The organism is Micromonospora chalcea (assembly GCF_002926165.1).
In the GTDB taxonomy this organism is placed as follows: domain Bacteria; phylum Actinomycetota; class Actinomycetes; order Mycobacteriales; family Micromonosporaceae; genus Micromonospora; species Micromonospora chalcea.
This window is the reverse complement of record NZ_MAGP01000002.1, coordinates 109,075-127,518: the sequence shown is the minus strand read 5'-3', so window position 1 is coordinate 127,518 and position 18,444 is coordinate 109,075. Positions and strand designations below refer to the sequence as shown.

The following is an 18,444-nucleotide window of genomic DNA, read 5'->3' as shown; positions in this document are numbered from 1 at the left end:
GGTGTCGATCATGATCGGCTGGGCCGGCGGGGCACGTGAAGGAGTGGGGTGGGGTGCGGGCAGTGGAGTGGCCGGGGAGGATGGCGGGATGGGACGGGCGACAGACCGGCGGAGCGTGCTGCGGATCGACCTCGACGCGACGGGCGAGGGCCGGGGCCGGGTCCGCCGCCAGGACACCCTGGCCGCGGAGGAGCCACTGGAGATCCGCGTGGGCGCGGCCGGGCCGGGTCGGCGTCGGCCGCTCGCGGTGACGATGCGTACGCCCGGCGACGATCTGGACCTGGCGATCGGCTTCCTGCTCACCGAAGGACTGATCCGGTCGGCCGAGGACGTGCACACCGCACAGCTCTGCGCCGGCGCGGAGACCCCGAACACCTACAACGTGGTCGACGTGGCGCTCACCCCCGGTGTTCCGGAGCCGGTCACCGATCCGTCGCGCAACTTCTACACCACCAGTTCGTGCGGCGTGTGCGGCAAGGCCAGCATCGAGTCGGTGCGTACCCGTTCGCGGTTCGCCGTGCGGGACGACCCGCTGGTGGTCACCGCCGAACTGCTGGCCGCGCTGCCGGACCGGCTGCGGGCCGCGCAGCGCGCCTTCGACCGCACCGGCGGCCTGCACGCGGCCGGCCTCTTCACCGCCGACGGGGAGATGGTGGTGCTGCGGGAGGACGTCGGGCGGCACAACGCGGTGGACAAGGTGATCGGCTGGGCCGCCCGGGAGGGGCGGTTGCCGCTGGCCGGGCACGTACTGCTGGTCTCCGGGCGGGCCAGTTTCGAACTCACCCAGAAGGCGTGGATGGCGGGCGTGCCGCTGCTCGCCGCGGTGTCCGCGCCCAGCACGCTCGCCGTCGAGCTGGCCGAGGAGGCCGGGATGACGCTTGTCGGCTTCCTGCGCGGGCCGACCATGAACGTCTACACCGGGGCGGCCCGGATCGGCGGCTGACGGCTCAGCGCCGTGGACGGCGACGGCGACGGCGCAGCACCGGGCCTCCGTCGGAACCGGGCCAGCCGTCCAGCTCGGACGGGGCCACCCCGCGCCGAAGCGCCTCGGCGAGCAGCAGCGCGAGCGAATAGCCGGGGTGGGCGGACAGCACCCGTTCCAGGGCGACGGCCGCCAGCGCCCCGTGCCCGGAGCGCCAGGCGGAGAACGCGAGCAGGCAGCCCGGCGCGGCGATCAGGTCCGGCTCGGCGCGCCGCGTCACGTCGGTCCAGAGGCTGATGTCGGCGTCCCGGCCGTCGGTCCGGGACCAGGCGTGATCGCGTACCGGGATGTGGGTGAGCAGCACGGTCAGCCAGGCCACCTCGTCGTCGTCGAGCCGCTCGCCACGCCGCTGCCTGCGGAACGCGGCCCGCACCGCCGCCGTGCCCGCGCTCCGCACCGCGCGTGGTGAATCCTCCGGACCTCCACCGTCGGCCCGCACATCACCGCCCCCCGGCACGGAACTGCCGGCCTCCGGGCCCCGGCCGGACTGCGCGGGCGTCCCGCCGGTGAGCGCGGCCAGGCGCAGACGGGCCCGGCCGGTGGCCCGGCGCATGGCGAGGCGTACCGGCCCGTCGAGCGGGGACACCTGCGCGGCCAGCGCGGCCCGGTCGGGCAGGGCGACCTGGCCGGCGAACACGGCCGCGGCGCTGACCTGGCTGGCGGCCGGGTCGTACGGGGTGCCCTCGGGCGGGCAGCAGGACGGCTCGGCGCACAGGTACGACCACCAGCGGCCGTCGGTGACCCGCAGGGCGTCGAGCACGACCAGGCCGGCAGCGGTCAGCGCGTCGCCGATCGCGTCCACGGCACCGGTCACCCGGGCGGCCGGACCGTAGCCGACGACTGTGGCGGCGTCGGCGTCCTGCCGGGCCACCACGTGTGCCAGGTGCCGGGCCGCCGGGCCGGGGTCGGCGCCGGGCGCGGGCAGGTCTCCCCGGGCGGCGAAGACGACGCGCCGGCCGCGTACCGCGACCACCACGACGCTGTCGGCCGGGTGGAAGCCGAGCAGGTAGGGCACGGCCGTGACCATGTCGGCGGGCGAGCGGACGGAGAGGCGGGGTTGCTCGGTGGAGTTCATGCCGGGAGCGTGGGCGGTGGAGTGCCACCGCGTCCGCCCCTGTGGACGACACGCGGTCCGTCCACAGATACGGAGCGTATCGGTCCAGGTCAGCGGCGATCCGTGGCGTCGCTTGCCCCACGGTTGTCCGGGGTACCCGCTACCTTGCGCTCATGGACCTGGCGTACCTGCGGGCACACCCGGAGCACCTGCCGACCTTCCTGACCCACCAGCGGATCCGGGAGACCCCGGTCTCCGGCGGCGACATCTGCGCCGCTTCCCGGCTCACGCTGGACGACGGGCACTCGGTGTTCGCCAAGACGTGGCCGGAGCGGGCGGCGCGTCCACTGCCGGAGGGCTTCTTCGCCACCGAGGCGGCCGGGCTGCGCTGGCTGCGCGAGGCGGGTTCGGTGCCGGTGCCGGAGGTGATCGTGGCGTTGCCCGATCTGCTCGCGCTCGACTGGGTGGAGCCGGGCGAGCCGACGCCGGAGGCCGCGGAGGCGTTCGGGCGTGACCTGGCCGGGCTGCACCGGGCCGGGGCGCCCGCGTTCGGCGCGGACTGGGCCGGGTTCATCGGTGCGCTGCCGCAGGACAACACGCCCGACCCCGGTCCCTGGCCGGACTGGTTCGCCCGGCGCCGCCTCCTGCCCTACCTACGCAGTTCGGTCGACGGCGGCGCGCTCGACGGTTCCGGGGCGGCGCTGGTCGAGCAGGTCGTCGCCCGGATCGGCGAGTTCGGCGGTGACGAGCCGCCGGCCCGGGTGCACGGCGATCTCTGGCCCGGCAACCTGCTCTGGGGCGCCGACGACCGGGTCTGGCTGGTCGACCCGGCCGCGCACGGCGGGCACCGCGAGACCGACCTGGCGCAGCTCGCCCTCTTCGGCGGCCCGCCTCACCTGGACCGCGTCCTGGCCGCCTACCGGGAGGCGTGGCCGCTGGCCGACGGCTGGCGGGAACGGGTGCCGCTGCATCAGCTGCACCTGCTGCTCGTGCACACCGCGATCTTCGGCGCGGCGTACGCGGACGCGGTGGCCGCCACCGCCCGGGCCGCCCTCCGGGGCCTCGACCGCGCTACGGTCGACGGATGAGCGCCCCCCGGACGACGACCGACGGCGTCCTCGCCGACCGGTACGGCCGCGTCGCCCGGGACCTGCGGGTCTCGCTGACCGACAAGTGCAACCTGCGCTGCACCTACTGCATGCCGGCCGAGGGCCTGCCCTGGCTGTCCGGTCCGCAGCTGCTCACCGACGACGAGATCGTCCGGCTGATGGGTGTCGCGGTGACCCGGCTCGGCATCACCGAGGTGCGCTTCACCGGCGGTGAGCCGCTCATCCGGCCCGGCCTGCCCGGCATCGTGGCGGCGGTCGCCGCGCTCACGCCCCGGCCGCGCATCTCGCTGACCACGAACGGCATCGGCCTGGCCCGCATGGCGTCGGCGCTGCGCGACGCCGGGCTGGACCGCGTCAACGTCTCGCTCGACACGCTGGACCGCGACCGGTTCACCGCGCTGACCCGCCGCGACCGGCTCGCCGACGTGCTCGCCGGGCTGGCCGGGGCCGCCGAAGCCGGGCTGACCCCGGTGAAGGTCAACTCGGTGCTCATGCGGGGCACGAACGACGACGAGGCGCCCGCGCTGCTCCGGTTCGCGCTCGCGCACGGCTACGAGCTGCGGTTCATCGAGCAGATGCCGCTCGACGCGCAGCACGGCTGGGACCGCTCGACCATGGTCACCGCCGACGAGATCCTGGCCTCCCTGAAGGCCGCGTTCGCGTTGACGCCGGACCCTTCCGAGCGGGGCGCGGCACCGGCCGAGACGTGGCTGGTGGACGGCGGGCCGGCCCGGGTCGGGGTGATCGCCAGCGTGACCCGGCCGTTCTGCGGCGACTGCGACCGCACCCGTCTCACCGCCGACGGCCAGGTGCGCAACTGCCTGTTCGCCACCGAGGAGTCGGACCTGCGCGGCGCGTTGCGCGACGGCGCGGACGACGAGGAGCTGGCCCGGCGCTGGCGCGCCGCGATGTGGGCCAAGCGGGCCGGTCACGGCATCGACGATCCGACGTTCCTCCAGCCCGCGCGTTCGATGTCCGCGATCGGAGGCTGAGGGTGGAGCTGACCGTCCGCTACTTCGCCGGCGCCCGCGCGGCGGCCGGACTCTCCGAGGAGACCGCATCCGCCGGCCGGTCCCTGGACGAACTCCTCGATGATCTGGCCGCCCGCCACGGCGAACGCCTCGCGGTGGTGCTGAAGGCGGCGAGTTTCCTGGTCGACGGCGTGGCCTGTCATGATCGACGGGCGCTGTTGCCGGCCGGGGTGACGGTGGACGTGCTGCCGCCCTTCGCGGGCGGCTGAGGGGGGCACACGTGCTGGCCATGGCGACATTCCTGGGCTTCGTCGTGCTCGTGATCGGCCTGATCCACTTCTACCTGTGGAAGCGGCTGGTCCGGGACACCACGCGCCCGGGGTGGTGGCGCCGGGTCGGCGGGGTGGCGATCGCGGCGCTGGCGGTGCTCGTACCGGTGACTCTGGCGGGCACCCGCAACGGCTGGTACTGGCTGGCCTGGCCCGGCTACCTCTGGGTCGCGCTCATGTTCTACCTGCTGGTGATCCTGCTGGTGCTCGAAGTGCCGACCGCAGTGGCCCGGCTGGTGCTGCGCCGCCGCGCCCGCTCGGTGGTCGCCACCGGCCCGGAGCCCGAGCCCGCACTCGTGGGCGCGGCGACGGCGGAGGGTGCGACGCCACCGCCGGTCGACAGCGCCGGCGCGCCGCCGGCCGGCGCCCTCGCGCCGGACCACGACCCCTCCCGGCGGCTGCTGCTCGCGCGCGGGGCGGCGATCTTCGCCGGGCTCACCTCCGCCGGCGTCACCGGGTACGGCGTCCGCACCGCCATCGGTCCGCCGCAGCTCGACCGGGTGCAGATCCCGCTGGCCAAGCTCCCCCGGAGCATGGACGGGCTGCGCATCGCCACCGTCTCCGACATCCACCTCGGGCCGCTGCGCGGCCGAGCGCACACCGAGCGGATCGTCGCGATGATCAACCGGATGGACGCCGACCTGGTCGCCGTGGTCGGTGACCTGGTCGACGGCACGGTGGCCGAGCTGGGGGAGGCCGCCGAACCGCTGCGTGACCTGCGGTCCCGCTACGGCAGCTTCTTCGTCACCGGCAACCACGAGTACTACTCCGGCGTGGAGGAGTGGGTCCGCGAAGTGGACCGGCTCGGTCTGCGCGTGCTGCAGAACGAGCGGCAGGAGATCCAGGCCCGGGGCGGCGTGCTGGACCTGGCCGGGGCCGGCGACGTGAGCGCCGCCGGCACCGGGGTGGCCGCACCCGCCGACTACGCCGCCGCGCTCGGCGACCGTGACCCGAGTCGGCCGGTCGTGCTGCTGGCGCACCAGCCGGTGGCCGCGCAGGAGGCGGCGAAGTTCGGCGTCGACCTCGAGCTCTCCGGGCACACGCACGGCGGCCAGATGGTGCCGTTCAACCTGGCGGTGAAGCTCGAACAGCCGGTGGTCTCCGGTCTCGGCGAGATCGACGGCACGAAGGTCTACGTCACGAACGGCGCCGGTTTCTGGGGTCCGCCGGTGCGGGTGGGCGCGCCTCCCCAGGTGACGCTCGTGGAGCTGCGCGCCCCATAGCGCGCACCCGCCGCCGAGTCCAGCACCGCATTGCTCAGGTCACCCGTTCGCGTGGCGGCGGGCGGGCGGGGGACCGGACGTGACAGGATGCGGCGTGCCTCCGTTCAGCGCCGCACCCTCCGGTGGCCTCCCGCCGTACGTGGCGGACCTGCACATCCACTCGAAGTACTCCCGTGCGTGCAGCCGCGACCTGACCCTGCCGAACCTGGCCTGGTGGGCCCGGCGCAAGGGCATCGGCGTGCTCGGCACCGGCGACTTCACCCATCCCGCCTGGTACGACCACCTGCGCGAGACGCTGCACCCGGCCGAGCCGGGCCTGTACCGCCTCGCGCCCGAGGCGGAGCGGGACGTCGCCCGGCGGCTGCCGCCCCGGCTCGCCAGTGAGGCGGAGGCGGACCCGGTCCGGTTCATGCTGAGCGTGGAGATCTCCACGATCTACAAGCGCGACGACCGCACCCGGAAGGTGCACCACCTGATCTACCTGCCGGACCTGGACGCGGTGGCCCGGTTCAACACGGCGCTGGGCCGGATCGGCAACCTCGGCTCGGACGGGCGGCCGATCCTCGGGCTGGACTCCCGCGACCTGCTGGAGATCACGCTGGAGGCGAGTCCGGACGGCTATCTGGTGCCGGCACACATCTGGACGCCGTGGTTCTCCGCGCTCGGCTCGAAGTCGGGCTTCGACGCGATCGCCGACTGCTACGCGGATCTGGCCGAGCACATCTTCGCGGTGGAGACCGGCCTGTCGTCCGACCCGGAGATGAACTGGCGGGTCGGCAGCCTGGACCGCTATCAGCTGGTGTCCAACTCGGACGCGCACTCGCCGCCGGCTCTGGCCCGGGAGGCCACGGTCCTCACCGCCGCCCGTGACTACTTCGCGATCCGCGAGGCGCTGCGCACCGGGGACGGGCTCGCCGGAACTGTCGAGTTCTTCCCGGAGGAGGGCAAGTACCACGCCGACGGGCACCGGCTGTGCGGGGTGAACTGGCCGCCGCAGCGGACCCGTGAGGCGGGCGGACGCTGCCCGGAGTGCGGCAAGCCGCTCACCGTGGGCGTACTCAGCCGGGTGGAGGAGCTGGCGGACCGGCCGGAGGGGCACCGTCCGGCGCACGCGCGCGAGGTGACCCACCTGGTGCCGCTGGCCGAGATCCTGGGCGAGCTGAACCGGGTCGGCGCGCGGTCGAAGAAGGTCGAGGGCAAGCTCAACGAGCTGGTCGCCGCGCTCGGCCCGGAGCTGGAGATCCTGACCCGTACCCCGGTGGAGGAGATCGGCCGGGTCGGCGGCGAGCTGCTCGCGGAGGGCATCAGCCGGCTGCGCCGCGGCGACGTGCGCCGGGTGCCGGGCTACGACGGGGAGTACGGCGTGATCACGCTGTTCGACCCGGCGGAACTGGGCGGCCCGGGTGCCGGGGCGGGGCAGGAGACGCTGTTCGACGTACCGGTGCCCGCGCAGCGGCGGCCCGCGGAGCCGGCGCCGAAACCGAAGGCCAAGCGCCCGGCGGCGGTCCGGCCGGAGCCGAAGCGGACGCCGCCGCCCGCGCCTCCGATCGCGACGCCGCCGTCCCCGCACGAGCCGTTCGAGCCGATGCTCGCCGGGATGGAGGAGGTCGGCACCGGCCTGCTGGACCGGCTGGACGCGATGCAGCGGGTGGCCGCGTCCGCGCCCGGTGGTCCGCTGCTGATCGTGGCCGGTCCGGGCACCGGGAAGACCCGCACGCTCACCCACCGGATCGCGTACCTGTGCGCTGAGTTGAACGTCTTCCCCGATCAGTGCCTGGCGATCACGTTCACCCGGCGGGCGGCCGAGGAGCTGCGGCACCGGCTGGACGGGCTGCTCGGCCCGGTCGCCGAGGACGTCACTGTGGGCACGTTCCACTCGCTGGGCCTGACCGTGCTGCGGGAGAACGCGGCGGCGGCGGGGCTGCCGGCGGACTTCCGGATCGCCGACGACGCGGACCGGGCGGCGGCGCGCGCGGAGGCCGGTGACGACGACGAGCGGTACGCGGCGTTGCTGCGCAAGCGGGACCTGGTCGACCTGGACGCGCTGCTGACGCTGCCGGTGTCGCTGCTCAAGGGGGACCGGAAGCTGGTCCGCGAGTACCGCGAGCGGTGGAAGTGGATCTTCGTCGACGAGTACCAGGACGTCGACGCGGTGCAGTACGACCTGCTGCGGCTGCTCAGCCCGCCGGACGGGAACCTGTGCGCGATCGGTGACCCGGACCAGGCGATCTACTCGTTCCGGGGCGCGGACGTGGGCTACTTCCTGCGCTTCTCGCAGGACTTCACCGACGCGCGGCTGGTCCGGCTGAACCGCAACTACCGCTCCTCGGCGCCGATCCTGGCCGCCGCGGTGCAGGCCATCGCGCCGTCGTCGCTGGTGCGGGGCCGTCGGCTTGACCCGGCCCGGCTCGACCCGGAGGCGCCGCTGGTCGGCCGGTACGCGGCGGCTTCGCCGTACGACGAGGCCGACTTCGTGGTCCGTACCGTGGACGAGTTGGTCGGTGGCCTGTCCCACCGCTCGCTGGACTCGGGGCGGATCGACGGGCGGACCACGTCGCTGTCCTTCTCCGACATCGCGGTGCTGTACCGCACGGACGCGCAGGCCGCGCCGATCGTGGACGCGCTGGCCCGGGCGAACATCCCGGTGCAGAAGCGCTCGCACGACCGGCTGCGGGACCGTCCCGGCGTGCCGGCCATCGCCCGCGAGCTGCGCCACGCCGGTCTGGACGGTTCGCTCGCCGCCCGGGTACGCCAGGCCGGGCAGATCCTGGCCGAGCGCTTCGCGGTGCCGACGCTCGACGGCTCCGGCGCGGTACGCCCCGAGGACGTCCGCACGGCGGTGGACCTGCTCACCCCGCTGGCCCGGCGCTGCGACGACGACCTGGAACTGTTCCTCAACCAGCTCGCCACCGGCGCGGAGGTGGACGCGCTGGACCCGCGCGCCGAGGCGGTCACGCTGCTGACGCTGCACGCCGCGAAGGGCCTGGAGTTCCCGGTGGTGTTCCTGGTGGGGGCCGAGGACGGGCTGCTGCCGCTGCGCTGGCCCGGAAGCGAGCCGGACGACGACACGGTGGCCGAGGAGCGGCGGCTGTTCTTCGTCGGGCTGACCCGGGCGCAGGACCGGCTCTACGTCAGCCACGCGGGCCGCCGTGCCCGGCACGGCGCGGAACGCGACACCCGCCCGTCGCCGTTCCTCGACGTGATCGACCCGGCGTTGTTCGAGCGGCTGGACGCGACCGAGCCCCGCCGCCCGAAGGACCACCAGCTCCGGCTGATCTGACCAGGCACGCCTCAGGTGAGGACGGCGGCGAGCCACGCGCCGCCGAGCAGCGCCGGGCCGAACGGCACCGGCGTGTCCCGGCGTACCCGGCCGGCGGCGAGCAGGACGAGCACGGCGACTCCGGCGAGCACGTGCGGCAGGAGCAGCCCGAGGCGCAGCGCCGGCCAGCCGAGCCAGCCCAGCGGCAACCCGAGCGCGGCGGCGAGCTTCACGTCGCCGAAGCCGAGCCGGGCCCGGGGCAGCAGCGCCAGCAGCGCGTACCCGAGGAAGGAGAGCGCGGCCCCGGCCACCGCGACGGCCAGGCGGCGCGGTTCGCCGGTCGCCGCCGTGGCAGCGGTGAGGCCGAGCCCGCCGCCGAGCGCGACCATGCCGACGAGCGGGTCGGGCAGCCGCAGCGCTGTCACGTCGGTGACCGCGAGCGCCAGCCCGACGGCGGCGACCAGCAGCAGCGCGGGCAGCGCCGGGTCGGCGGCCCGGGTGGCGGCGAGCCCGCCGAACGCCACGGCGCCGGCCAGCGCGAACGCGCCCCGGCGCGGAGCGTCGCCGGCGGGAACTGTGACGAACGACCGGCCGACCGGTACGGCCACCCACCCGGCCGACGCGCCCAGCAGCGCGGCCCCTGTCACCAGCAGCGCCGACACGGGCGGGACGCTACCGCCCGGCGGGTTCCCCGGCTGCCCCGTCAACGGCTGGTGGCGGGGACCGGCGGGGTCGCTCGGTGCTCACCACCACCGCCACGCCGACCACGATGATCGCACCGCCCAGCAGCACCTGCGAGGTGATCGGTTCGGCGACGAACAACGCGCCGAGCGCCACCGCGACCACCGGGTTCACGTACGCGTACGTGGAGACCAGGGAGATCGGCGCGTGCGCGAGCAGCCAGACGTACGCGGTGAAGGCGACGAGCGAACCGGCCACCATCAGGTACGCCAGCGCCGCCCAGGACCGCCCGGTCACCTCGGCGAAGCTGAAGCCGCGCAGCTCGCCGCGGGCGACGCCGACGAGCGCGAGCACCGCCGCGCCGGCCAGCATCTCGTAGACGGTGGCCACGAACGGGTCGGCGGGCATCCGGATCCGCCCGGACAGGTACGAGCCGACCGACCAGCTGGTGGCGGCCGCGACCACTGTGAGCGCGCCGGCCACCGGCACGCCGTCCACGCCGTCGCGGGGCAGCACCAGCACGACGAGGCCGGCGAACCCGAGCGCCACCCCGAGGAACGTCCACGGCCGGGGCCGGTCCCCGCCCACGGTCCGCAGCACCACCACCAGCAGCGGCACGGTGGCCACCAGCAGCGCGGCCACGCCCGAGGGAACCGCGGTGCCGGCCGGACCCGACTCGGCGAGCACCACCAGTCCGTTTCCGCCGGCGAGCAGCAGCACGCCGATCAGCGCGGCGGAGCCGACGCGGCGCGCGGGCACCCGCAGCGCGCCGGGGCCGCGCCGCAGGCGCAGCACCACGGCGAGCACCACGGCCGCGCCGGCGAACCGCATCGCTGCGGAGATGAGCGGCGGCAGGGACTCGACGGCGACCCGGATGCCCAGGTACGTCGAGCCCCAGAGCAGGTAGACCAGCACGAGTGCGGTCCAGATCAGGGCGGTACGTGTCGGCGGCGTCGCGGAATCGACAGCGTTCGTCGCACTCGTGGGGCGTGAGCTCATCGAGGGTCCACGCTACGGTGACCACGGCGTCGGCGTCCCCAGTTGGTGGCCGGCCTCTCAGCACTGGCGTACGCAGGAGGCGTTCATGTCGAACTTCGGTCCACCGGGCGGCGGCTCCCCCGACCCCTGGGGACGGCCCGACGACGGCTACGCCCCGCAGCCCGATCCCCGCTACGCCGCGCAGCCCGATCCGCGTCACGACCCGCAGTACGGCCCGCCGGGCGCGCAACCGTACGGCCCGCCGGCCGATCAGTACGGCCCGCCGACGCAGCGCTACGAGCCGGCGCCGGCGTGGTCCCCCGGCCCACCGCGGCAGGGTCACCCGGCCGACCCCTACGCCGGGCCGCAGTACGGCGGCGGGGAGCCGCAGTACGCCGAGCCGACGCCGCCGAAGCGCGGCAAGGGCCCGCTGGTGGTGGTGGTCGTGCTGGCGGTGCTGCTGCTCGGCGGCGCCGGGGCGTACTGGATGCTCGGCCGGGACGAGGAGAGCCCGACCGCCGGGACGACGGCGGCCACCGCGCCGGCCGCTGATCCGACCGAGGCGGCGCCGAGCGATCCGGCGGAGGCCACGCCGACCGCGCCCGCGCCGGCCTCCTCGACCGATCCGCGTTTCGTGAAGGCGGGCCAGTGCGTCGCCAACGAGGGTGGCGGCGGTCAGCCGAAGCTGGTGATCGCCGACTGCGCCCCGAAGACGTACGAGGTGCTGCGGCGCATCGACGGCGCGACGAGCGGCAAGAAGGACGCGGAGGCGAAGTGCGGGAAGGTCGACGGGTACACCGACTGGTACTTCTTCGACAGTGAGCTGGACACGCTCGACTTCGTGCTCTGCCTGAAGCGCCGCTGACGCGCCACTGACGCCCCGGCTCGTCGGTAACCAAAACTAGGGCTGTCTAGCTTTCACGCTAGACAGCCCTAGTTTTATGTCGAGACCGACACGCGGTAGCTGCATCTACGCACGTCTAGCCTGGCCGCTAGAGAAGCCGATACTGTGCGATTCGTGGATCCGGTCCGCAACCCGTACGCGCCGGGCGCCGGCCAGCGCCCGCCCGAACTCGCCGGGCGGGGGCGGGAACTGGACGTGTTCGACGTGGTGCTGGAACGCATCGCGCGCGGCCGACCCGAACGCAGCCTGATGCTCACCGGGCTGCGCGGCGTCGGCAAGACCGTCCTGCTCAACACGCTGCGGTCCGAGGCGATCAACCACCTCTGGGGCACCGGCAAGATCGAGGCGCGGCCGGACCAGTCGCTGCGCCGCCCGATCGCCGCCGCGCTGCACATGGCGGTCCGCGAACTCGCGCCCCGGCACCGCGCCCCGGACCGGATCGACGCCTTCCTCGGCGTACTCAAGGCGTTCGCGCAACGCTCCGCCCCCACCGGGCGCGGCGGCGCGGCGCCCAAGCTGCGCGACCGCTGGCAGCCCGGCATCGACGTGCCCGCGAGCAGCGGACGCGCCGACTCCGGCGACATCGAGATCGACCTGGTCGAACTGCTCAGCGACGCGGCGACGGTCGCCACCGACGTCGGCACCGGCATCGCGATCTTCATCGACGAGATGCAGGACGTCGGCGCCGAGGACGTCTCCGCGCTCTGCGCCGCCTGCCACGAGCTGTCCCAGCTCGGCGCGCCGCTGATCGTGGTGGGCGCGGGCCTGCCGCACCTGCCCGCCGTGCTCAGCGCCGCCAAGTCCTACTCCGAGCGGCTCTACCGCTACCAGCGCATCGACCGGCTCGACCGGATCGCCGCCGACCAGGCGCTCTGCGCGCCGGCCGAGCGGGAGGAGGTCGAGTACGAGCAGAAGGCCCTCGACCTGCTCTACGAGAAGTCCGGCGGCTACCCCTACTTCGTCCAGGCGTACGGCAAGGCCACCTGGGACCACGCGCCCCGCTCGCCGATCACCGCGGCGGACGTCCGGGTCGCCGCGCCCGAGGCGGAGGCGGAACTGGCGGTGGGGTTCTTCGGCTCCCGGTTCGAGCGGGCCACCCCGGCCGAACGCGAGTACATGCGCGCCATGGCGACGCTGGCGCTGGTGGACGGCGAGGAGGGCAGCCGCGACGACATGGACGCCGCGGTGCCGACCGCCGAGATCGCCCGCGCGCTCGGCCGCAAGCCGGCCAGCCTCTCCCCGGCCCGCGACGCGCTGATCAAGAAGGGGCTGATCTACTCCGGCGAGCGGGGGACCGTGGCGTTCACCGTCCCGCACTTCGGCCGCTACCTGCGCACCCAGCCCGCGTGACGGCCGCGACCGCTCAGACCCGCGACCACGGTGGTGGGAAGACCACCTCGCCGGACGGCGGTGGCGGTTCCTCGCTCGCCGACGGCGGCAGCACCAGCGCCTGCCACGGCTCGCCCAGCCCGGACCACGGGCTGGTCAGGCCCAGCCGGTCCGCCGGGCCGAACCCGAACCGCCGGTAGTACGCCGGGTCGCCCAGCACCACGACCAGCCGTTCGCCCAGCTCGGTCGCGGCGTCGAGCGCCGCCTGCACCGCCGCCGTGCCGTGACCGAGCCGCTGCCGGTGCCGTGCCACAGCCACCGGGCCCAGCGCCAGCGCCGGCCACACGCGGCCATCGTCGGTGCGTACGCCGACGCGCGTGAGCAGCGCGTACGCCACCACCTCGCCGCCGTACTCGGCGACCATGGCCAGCTCGGGAATCCACGCCGGGCTGTGCCGCAGCTCCTCGACCAGGCCGACCTCCGGCGGGGTGGCCACGTCGGGCCGGGCGAAGGCGGCGGCCAGCACCCGGGCCACCGCCGGCTCGTCGGCGGGGCCCTCCGGGCGTAGTCGCAGCGTCGTCACCCGCGCGACCTTACCGAACGCGACCGGTCCATCCGCGACGGTCGCTGAAATCGATACCGTCCGGACGTCCACGTCGGCCGATACCTTTCGTGTGTTGCGGGGATGACGACGCCCCCGACGGGGTAAGACTGAGCCATGAAGCCCGTGCGCTCCCTCGCCCGAGTCATGTTGAGCGGCATCTTCGTGGTCAGCGGCGCCCGCAACCTGCGCAACCCGGAACGCCTGGTGCAGGCCGCGGAGCCGGTCACCGGGAAGGTCGCCCCGCTGATCCGCAACGTGCACCCGCGCATCCCCACCGACACCGTGTCGCTCATCCGGGCCAACGCCGCCACCCAGCTCGTCGGCGGTCTGATGCTGGCCACCGGCCGGTTCACCCGTCCGGCCGCGCTGGTGCTCGCCGGTTCCCTGATCCCGACCACCGCCGCCGGTCACGCCTTCTGGAACAACGACGACCCGGCGGCGCGCAACAACAACCAGGTCCACTTCCTGAAGAACCTCGGCCTGCTCGGTGGCCTCCTCCTCGCCGCCGCCGACACCGAGGGCAAGCCGGGGCTGCGCTGGCGCGCCGGCCACCGGATCGACCACTCGCGCCGGTCGGTCACGCGCGCGGTCCGCACCGCCCGCCGCGATGCGAAGATCGCCGTACGCTCCGCGGCGGCCGCCCGCCGAATCCCTGGTTGACACCCCTTTCGTACGGCCACCACCCCCCGCAAGGCCACCAATCACCTGAACCGTCCGAGACCCGTTAACGCGGTGGAAATGTCGCAAACACGTGTGGGATCGGACACGGTCGCGTAACGCGGGAGGCAGCAACGTGAGGCGCCGTTCTAGGCTCCGTTCTGGACCTGGACGGGTACGACGACCTTGGTACGGGGGTGGCCACGCCATGCCGACGTCAGTCGGTAGACGGACCAACCGCCTCGCCCCGACCTCCCGCGTCGACCGCCGGACCGTCGTGCGCCTCGGGATCGTGGCCGCCGTGTCGTACGCCGCGTGGCTGGCCATCGGCGCCTTCGGACGGCCGTACAACTTCTTCGACATGAAGATCTACCACGGCGCGGTGGTGTGGTGGGCCAGCGGAAACGAGCTGTACGACTTCGTCGCGCCGTCGACGACACTGGGCTTCACCTATCCACCGTTCGCCGGTGTGGTCATGCTCCCGATGTCCTGGCTGCCCGTCGACGGCGCCGGCTTCGTCAACGCCCTGGCCAGCATCGCCGCGCTCGCGGTCGTCCTGGCGGCGCTGCTGCGCCCCATCGTGGACCGGCTCGGCTGGCCGCTCTGGTTCACCGTCGGCATCGCCACCCCGCTCGCGGTGGCCATCGAGCCGTCCCGGGAGACGCTCGGCTACGGCCAGGTCAACCTGCTGCTGTTCGCGCTCGTCATGGCCGACATGGTGGGCCTGCGCTGGCGCGCCAAGCGGGGCACCCACCACGAGACCGCCGACTCGCCGCTGGCCCGCTTCGTCTACAGCGGCGCGTGGGCGGGCGTCGGCATCGGGCTCGCCACAGCCGTCAAGCTCACCCCGGCGTTGTTCGTCGCGTACCTGATGCTCACCCGGCAGTGGCGGGCCGCGCTCACCGCCGTCGGCACCACGATCGGCGTGACCATCGCGACGTTCGGCCTGGTCGGTGAGGAGTCCCGCGCCTACTTCACGAGCGTGCTGTGGCAGACCGAGCGGGTCGGCGCAGCGGACATGACCGCCAACCAGTCGCTCGCCGGGCTGCTGGCGCGGCTCTACGACTCGATCGAGACGCCCGGCCTGCTCTGGCTCGCCTTCTCGGTGCTGCTCCTGGCGCTGGGCCTGTCCCGCGCGATCAGCGCCCGCGCCGACGGCGACGAGCTGACCGCGTTCACACTCGTCGGGCTCACCGCCAACGTGATCAGCCCGATCTCCTGGTCGCACCACCTGATCTGGGTCATCCCGGCGATCATCGTGCTGGCCGACGCCGCGGTACGCCGCCGCGACGCCAGCCGTGGCCTGCCCCTGCGCGGCAGCGGCCCCTCGGCCAACGGTGTGCCGGCGCTGCGCCCGCCGATCTGGTACCCGACGTTGACCGGGCTCCGCCACGGCGTCGGCGCGCTCGGGCTCTACCTGCTGTTCCTGATCTCACCGATCTGGCCGTACGAGCACCAGCTCCCCGAGGTGTCCCACTACCAGGACGGCCTGTTCGGCGCGCTGATGGAGAACTCCCTGGCCATCGCGCTGATCGTGCTGGTGGCGGCGCTGCCGTGGCGTCCGGGAGCCGAGCCCGCGTTCTACCACGACCGGTTCAGCCGCGCGGCCGCGCTCGCCGGCCGGCGCTGAGCACTCAGGGGCAGTTCACCCATTCCTCGGTGCCGTCGTCGAAGACCTGCCGCTTCCAGATCGGCAGCCGCGCCTTCACCTCGTCGACCAGCCGCGCGCACGCGGCGAACGCGGCCGCCCGGTGGGCGGTGCTGACCGCCGCCGCCAGCGCCACGTCGCCGATCTCCAGCGGGCCGATCCGGTGCGACACCGCGACCGCGTACACCGCCGGGTCGGCGGCGATCTCGGCCGCCACCTCACGCAGCACCGCCTCGGCGGTGGGGTGGCCCTCGTACTCCAGCCGGGTGACCCCCCGCCCGTGGTCGTGGTCGCGGACCACGCCCTGGAAGGAGACCACCGCGCCGGCCCGGCGGTCGGCGACCGCCGCCTCGTGCGCGGCCAGGTCGAGCGGCCGGTCGGTCACCGCGCCGAGCACCACGCCTGCCCGCACCGTCACGACGTCTCCCGTCGGCTCGTTCGTCGCGCTCACCCGGCACGCTCCCCGGGGGTCAGCGGCAGCGGCACCAGCGGCACCCGGTCGCCGGCCGCGCCGCTGGCGCCGGGCCGGATCACCGCGAAACCATCCGCGCCCGCGAGACCCCGCAGCATGGCCGACCCGACGTGCCGCACCGGGTACGCCGTGCCGGCGACCCGGTCCCAGCGGGCCAGCGCCAGATGGGTGTAGTCGCCGCGCCCCGGAATCGGCTCGGCCAGCGTGACGTGCGGCAGCACCGGCATCGGCCGGCCGGTGAGACCGGCGAGCAGCGGCGCGACGAGCGACACGAGCGCCACCACGGCGGACTGCGGGTTGCCCGGCAGACCGGCCACGAACCGCACCCGCCCGTCGTCGCCCACCAGCCGGGCGAGCAGCATCGGGAAGCCCGGGCGCACCGCCACCGTGTTGACCACGTAGTCGGCGCCGAGCGCCTCCAGCGTCGGGTGCAGGTGGTCGACCGGCCCGTGCATGGTGCCGCCGGTGGTGCAGACCAGGTCGGCGTTGGCGAGCGCGCCGCGCAACGCCGCCACGTGCGCGGGCGGCGTGTCGGCGACCGGGCCGACCACGTCGGCCGTACGCACCTGGCAGCCGTAGCGGCGCAGCCAGGCGGGCACCGACGGGCCGAGCGCGTCGCGGACCCGCCCCGCGCCCGGCGGGCCCGAGGTGAGCAGTTCGTCGCCGAAGACCAGCAGCGCGGCCCGGGGTGGGCGGCGGACCCGCAGCGTGTCGTGCCCGCAGGAGGCGGCCAGGCCGAGCACCGCCGGATCCACCGGCGTGCCGGCGGGCAACAGCTCCTCCCCGAGGTACGCCTCCTCGCCCGGTTCCCGCCACTCCGGCGCCGGGCGGGGCGTGCCGGTCACCAGGCCGTCCGCCGTGCGGGCCGACTCCTCGATCCGCAGGATCGCCGTCGTGCCCTCGGGAACCATCGCGCCGGTGGCGATCTCGACGGTGCTGCCGTCGGTCTCCAGCGGCGCGGCGGTGTGCCCGGCGAGCACCCGGCCCACCACCCGCCACGGCCCCGGGCCCCGCACCGCCCAGCCGTCCACGCTGGAGGTGGGGAACGCCGGCAGGTCGGTACGCGTCGTCAACGGCTCGGCGAGGGTGTGCCCGTCGGCCTCGGCCAGCGGGCGGGCGACGGCGGGGAGCGCGGCGGACAGGCCCACCGCGTACACCCGGGAGCGGGCCTCCTCCCACCCGGCCGGTGGTGGCGTGCCCGCCTCGGCCGCGGCGGCTTCGGTTTCCGTGCTCATCCGGCGAGCCTAGCGCCGGGGCACGTGGCCCGCGGGTTCAGTGGTCGCCGCCGCGAAGCTGGTCGACCGCGTGCTGCAGGATCGGCCCGAGCACCGCAAGGCCGTCGCGGGCGCCGCCCCGCGAGCCGGGCAGGTTGACCACGAGCGTCCGGCCGGTCACCCCGGCCAGCCCGCGGGACAGCGCCGCGGTCGGCACGGTGTCGCGGCTGTACGCGCGGATCGCCTCGGCGATGCCGGGGATCTCGTAGTCGAGCAGCGCACGGGTCACCTCGGGCGTGCGATCGGTCGGGGTGACGCCCGTGCCGCCGCTGGTCAGCACCACGTCCACACGTTCCTCGCGGGCGGCGAGCAGCGCCTCACCGACCGGATCGCCGTCCGGCACCACCACCGGCGGGTCGACCTCGCAGCCCAGCTCCCGCAGGCCGGTCACGAGCAGCGGGCCGCTGGTGTCCTCGTACACCCCGGCGGCGGCCCGGTTCGAGGCCACGATCACCCGGGCCCGGATCACGGCCGGTCCTCCGGCCGGACCCATTCGCCGGTCTTGCCGCCCTCCTTGCGGAGCACCCGGACGGCCTCCATCGAGGCGGCCGGGTCGACCGCCTTCACCATGTCGATGAGAGCGAGGCCGGCGACCGCCACCGCGGTCAGCGCCTCCATCTCGACGCCCGTCCGGTCGGCGGTCTTCGCGGTGGCGGTGATCTCGACCGTGTCGGCGGTCAGGTCGAGGTCGACGGTGACGCCGTGCAGCGCGATCGGGTGGCAGAGCGGGATCAGGTCGGGCGTGCGCTTGGCGCCCATGATGCCGGCGAGCCGACCGACGGCCAGCGCGTCGCCCTTGGGCAGGCCGTCGCGCCGCAGCAGCTCGACCACCTCGGCGGTGGTGCGGAGCCGGCCGGCGGCGACCGCGAGCCGGCCCGAGACCGGCTTGGCGGAGACGTCGACCATCCGGGCCGCGCCGGCCGGGTCGACCTGGGTGAGCTGCGCGGGTTCGGTCACGGCCCGACCCTAT

At 74.8% G+C, this 18,444-nt stretch carries 18 protein-coding genes; 10 read left to right on the top strand and 8 right to left on the bottom strand.

What is annotated here, in order from left to right; translation table 11 throughout:
• Window positions 1-88 precede the first annotated feature (88 nt).
• A complete protein-coding gene (fdhD, locus tag BAW75_RS01710) occupies window positions 89-943 on the top strand; it encodes a formate dehydrogenase accessory sulfurtransferase FdhD (protein ID WP_104112401.1) in 855 nt (284 codons plus the stop codon).
• Between the two features lie 4 nt (window positions 944-947).
• Here the strand turns inward: fdhD and BAW75_RS01705 are convergent, their stop codons facing one another.
• Complete coding sequence (locus tag BAW75_RS01705; protein WP_104112400.1) at window positions 948-2,057, bottom strand: DUF4192 domain-containing protein; 1,110 nt, start codon at window positions 2,055-2,057, stop codon at window positions 948-950.
• A gap of 152 nt (window positions 2,058-2,209) precedes the next feature.
• Between BAW75_RS01705 and BAW75_RS01700 the strand changes: the two genes are divergently transcribed.
• The 5 genes from BAW75_RS01700 (at window position 2,210) to BAW75_RS01680 (ending at window position 8,948) form a co-directional block, all read left to right on the top strand.
• A complete protein-coding gene (locus BAW75_RS01700) occupies window positions 2,210-3,124 on the top strand; it encodes a fructosamine kinase family protein (protein ID WP_043327714.1) in 915 nt (304 codons plus the stop codon).
• On the top strand, window positions 3,121-4,137 hold the full coding sequence (gene moaA / locus BAW75_RS01695; RefSeq protein WP_104112399.1) for a GTP 3',8-cyclase MoaA: 1,017 nt from the start codon (window positions 3,121-3,123) through the stop codon (window positions 4,135-4,137). Before BAW75_RS01700 ends, moaA begins: the two co-directional genes overlap by 4 nt.
• 2 nt (window positions 4,138-4,139) lie before the next feature.
• Window positions 4,140-4,385: a MoaD/ThiS family protein gene (locus BAW75_RS01690; RefSeq protein ID WP_043327712.1), complete on the top strand. Its 246-nt coding sequence runs from the start codon at window positions 4,140-4,142 to the stop codon at window positions 4,383-4,385.
• A 20-nt stretch (window positions 4,386-4,405) separates the two neighbouring features.
• Window positions 4,406-5,668, top strand: a complete 1,263-nt coding sequence (locus BAW75_RS01685) for a metallophosphoesterase (protein ID WP_104112405.1) — start codon at window positions 4,406-4,408, stop codon at window positions 5,666-5,668.
• A gap of 94 nt (window positions 5,669-5,762) precedes the next feature.
• On the top strand, window positions 5,763-8,948 hold the full coding sequence (locus BAW75_RS01680; RefSeq protein WP_104112398.1) for a UvrD-helicase domain-containing protein: 3,186 nt from the start codon (window positions 5,763-5,765) through the stop codon (window positions 8,946-8,948).
• An 11-nt stretch (window positions 8,949-8,959) separates the two neighbouring features.
• On the opposite strand, the gene BAW75_RS01675 is transcribed toward BAW75_RS01680, so the two are convergent.
• Window positions 8,960-9,589 carry a prepilin peptidase gene (locus BAW75_RS01675; protein WP_104112397.1) on the bottom strand — a complete coding sequence of 210 codons (630 nt, stop codon included), beginning with the start codon at window positions 9,587-9,589 and terminating at the stop codon, window positions 8,960-8,962.
• Window positions 9,590-9,599: 10 nt separating this feature from the next.
• Window positions 9,600-10,607 (bottom strand): EamA family transporter, encoded by a 1,008-nt coding sequence (locus BAW75_RS01670; RefSeq protein ID WP_244205988.1) that lies wholly within the window; start codon window positions 10,605-10,607, stop codon window positions 9,600-9,602.
• 85 nt (window positions 10,608-10,692) lie between these two features.
• On the opposite strand from BAW75_RS01670, the gene BAW75_RS01665 reads away from it, so the two are divergent.
• Window positions 10,693-11,451 (top strand): LppU/SCO3897 family protein, encoded by a 759-nt coding sequence (locus BAW75_RS01665; RefSeq protein ID WP_104112395.1) that lies wholly within the window; start codon window positions 10,693-10,695, stop codon window positions 11,449-11,451.
• 153 nt (window positions 11,452-11,604) lie between these two features.
• Window positions 11,605-12,840 carry an ATP-binding protein gene (locus tag BAW75_RS01660; RefSeq protein WP_064448072.1) on the top strand — a complete coding sequence of 412 codons (1,236 nt, stop codon included), beginning with the start codon at window positions 11,605-11,607 and terminating at the stop codon, window positions 12,838-12,840.
• Between the two features lie 13 nt (window positions 12,841-12,853).
• Here the strand turns inward: BAW75_RS01660 and BAW75_RS01655 are convergent, their stop codons facing one another.
• Window positions 12,854-13,402 (bottom strand): GNAT family N-acetyltransferase, encoded by a 549-nt coding sequence (locus BAW75_RS01655; protein ID WP_043330817.1) that lies wholly within the window; start codon window positions 13,400-13,402, stop codon window positions 12,854-12,856.
• Window positions 13,403-13,537: 135 nt separating this feature from the next.
• On the opposite strand from BAW75_RS01655, the gene BAW75_RS01650 reads away from it, so the two are divergent.
• Window positions 13,538-14,083: a DoxX family protein gene (locus tag BAW75_RS01650; RefSeq protein ID WP_030499461.1), complete on the top strand. Its 546-nt coding sequence runs from the start codon at window positions 13,538-13,540 to the stop codon at window positions 14,081-14,083.
• Window positions 14,084-14,288: 205 nt separating this feature from the next.
• Entirely contained in the window at window positions 14,289-15,710 is a 1,422-nt protein-coding gene (locus BAW75_RS01645) for a glycosyltransferase 87 family protein (RefSeq protein ID WP_043327708.1), read from the top strand.
• Window positions 15,711-15,714: 4 nt separating this feature from the next.
• Here the strand turns inward: BAW75_RS01645 and BAW75_RS01640 are convergent, their stop codons facing one another.
• The 4 genes from BAW75_RS01640 to moaC are packed head-to-tail and all read right to left on the bottom strand — an operon-like array spanning window position 15,715 to window position 18,431.
• Window positions 15,715-16,140, bottom strand: a complete 426-nt coding sequence (locus tag BAW75_RS01640) for a molybdenum cofactor biosynthesis protein MoaE (RefSeq protein WP_187693504.1) — start codon at window positions 16,138-16,140, stop codon at window positions 15,715-15,717.
• 35 nt (window positions 16,141-16,175) lie between these two features.
• Window positions 16,176-17,435: a molybdopterin molybdotransferase MoeA gene (locus tag BAW75_RS01635; RefSeq protein ID WP_104112393.1), complete on the bottom strand. Its 1,260-nt coding sequence runs from the start codon at window positions 17,433-17,435 to the stop codon at window positions 16,176-16,178.
• A gap of 37 nt (window positions 17,436-17,472) precedes the next feature.
• Complete coding sequence (locus tag BAW75_RS01630) at window positions 17,473-17,967, bottom strand: MogA/MoaB family molybdenum cofactor biosynthesis protein (protein ID WP_208635162.1); 495 nt, start codon at window positions 17,965-17,967, stop codon at window positions 17,473-17,475.
• Window positions 17,940-18,431 carry a cyclic pyranopterin monophosphate synthase MoaC gene (gene moaC, locus BAW75_RS01625; protein WP_104112392.1) on the bottom strand — a complete coding sequence of 164 codons (492 nt, stop codon included), beginning with the start codon at window positions 18,429-18,431 and terminating at the stop codon, window positions 17,940-17,942. The genes BAW75_RS01630 and moaC overlap by 28 nt, the downstream gene beginning before the upstream one ends.
• Between the last annotated feature and the right edge of the window lie 13 nt (window positions 18,432-18,444).

What these genes read in the sequence shown, in the direction of transcription:
- BAW75_RS01685 (WP_104112405.1), top strand. Translation starts at nt 4,406, where the DNA reads ATGGCGACATTCCTGGGCTTCGTCGTGCTCGTGATCGGCCTGATCCAC.
- BAW75_RS01645 (WP_043327708.1), top strand. Translation starts at nt 14,289, where the DNA reads ATGCCGACGTCAGTCGGTAGACGGACCAACCGCCTCGCCCCGACCTCC.
- BAW75_RS01705 (WP_104112400.1), bottom strand. Translation starts at nt 2,057, where the DNA reads ATGAACTCCACCGAGCAACCCCGCCTCTCCGTCCGCTCGCCCGCCGAC.
- BAW75_RS01635 (WP_104112393.1), bottom strand. Translation starts at nt 17,435, where the DNA reads ATGAGCACGGAAACCGAAGCCGCCGCGGCCGAGGCGGGCACGCCACCA.
- BAW75_RS01665 (WP_104112395.1), top strand. Translation starts at nt 10,693, where the DNA reads ATGTCGAACTTCGGTCCACCGGGCGGCGGCTCCCCCGACCCCTGGGGA.
- BAW75_RS01670 (WP_244205988.1), bottom strand. Translation starts at nt 10,607, where the DNA reads ATGAGCTCACGCCCCACGAGTGCGACGAACGCTGTCGATTCCGCGACG.
- BAW75_RS01630 (WP_208635162.1), bottom strand. Translation starts at nt 17,967, where the DNA reads ATGGGTCCGGCCGGAGGACCGGCCGTGATCCGGGCCCGGGTGATCGTG.
- BAW75_RS01650 (WP_030499461.1), top strand. Translation starts at nt 13,538, where the DNA reads ATGAAGCCCGTGCGCTCCCTCGCCCGAGTCATGTTGAGCGGCATCTTC.
- BAW75_RS01700 (WP_043327714.1), top strand. Translation starts at nt 2,210, where the DNA reads ATGGACCTGGCGTACCTGCGGGCACACCCGGAGCACCTGCCGACCTTC.
- fdhD (WP_104112401.1), top strand. Translation starts at nt 89, where the DNA reads ATGGGACGGGCGACAGACCGGCGGAGCGTGCTGCGGATCGACCTCGAC.
- moaA (WP_104112399.1), top strand. Translation starts at nt 3,121, where the DNA reads ATGAGCGCCCCCCGGACGACGACCGACGGCGTCCTCGCCGACCGGTAC.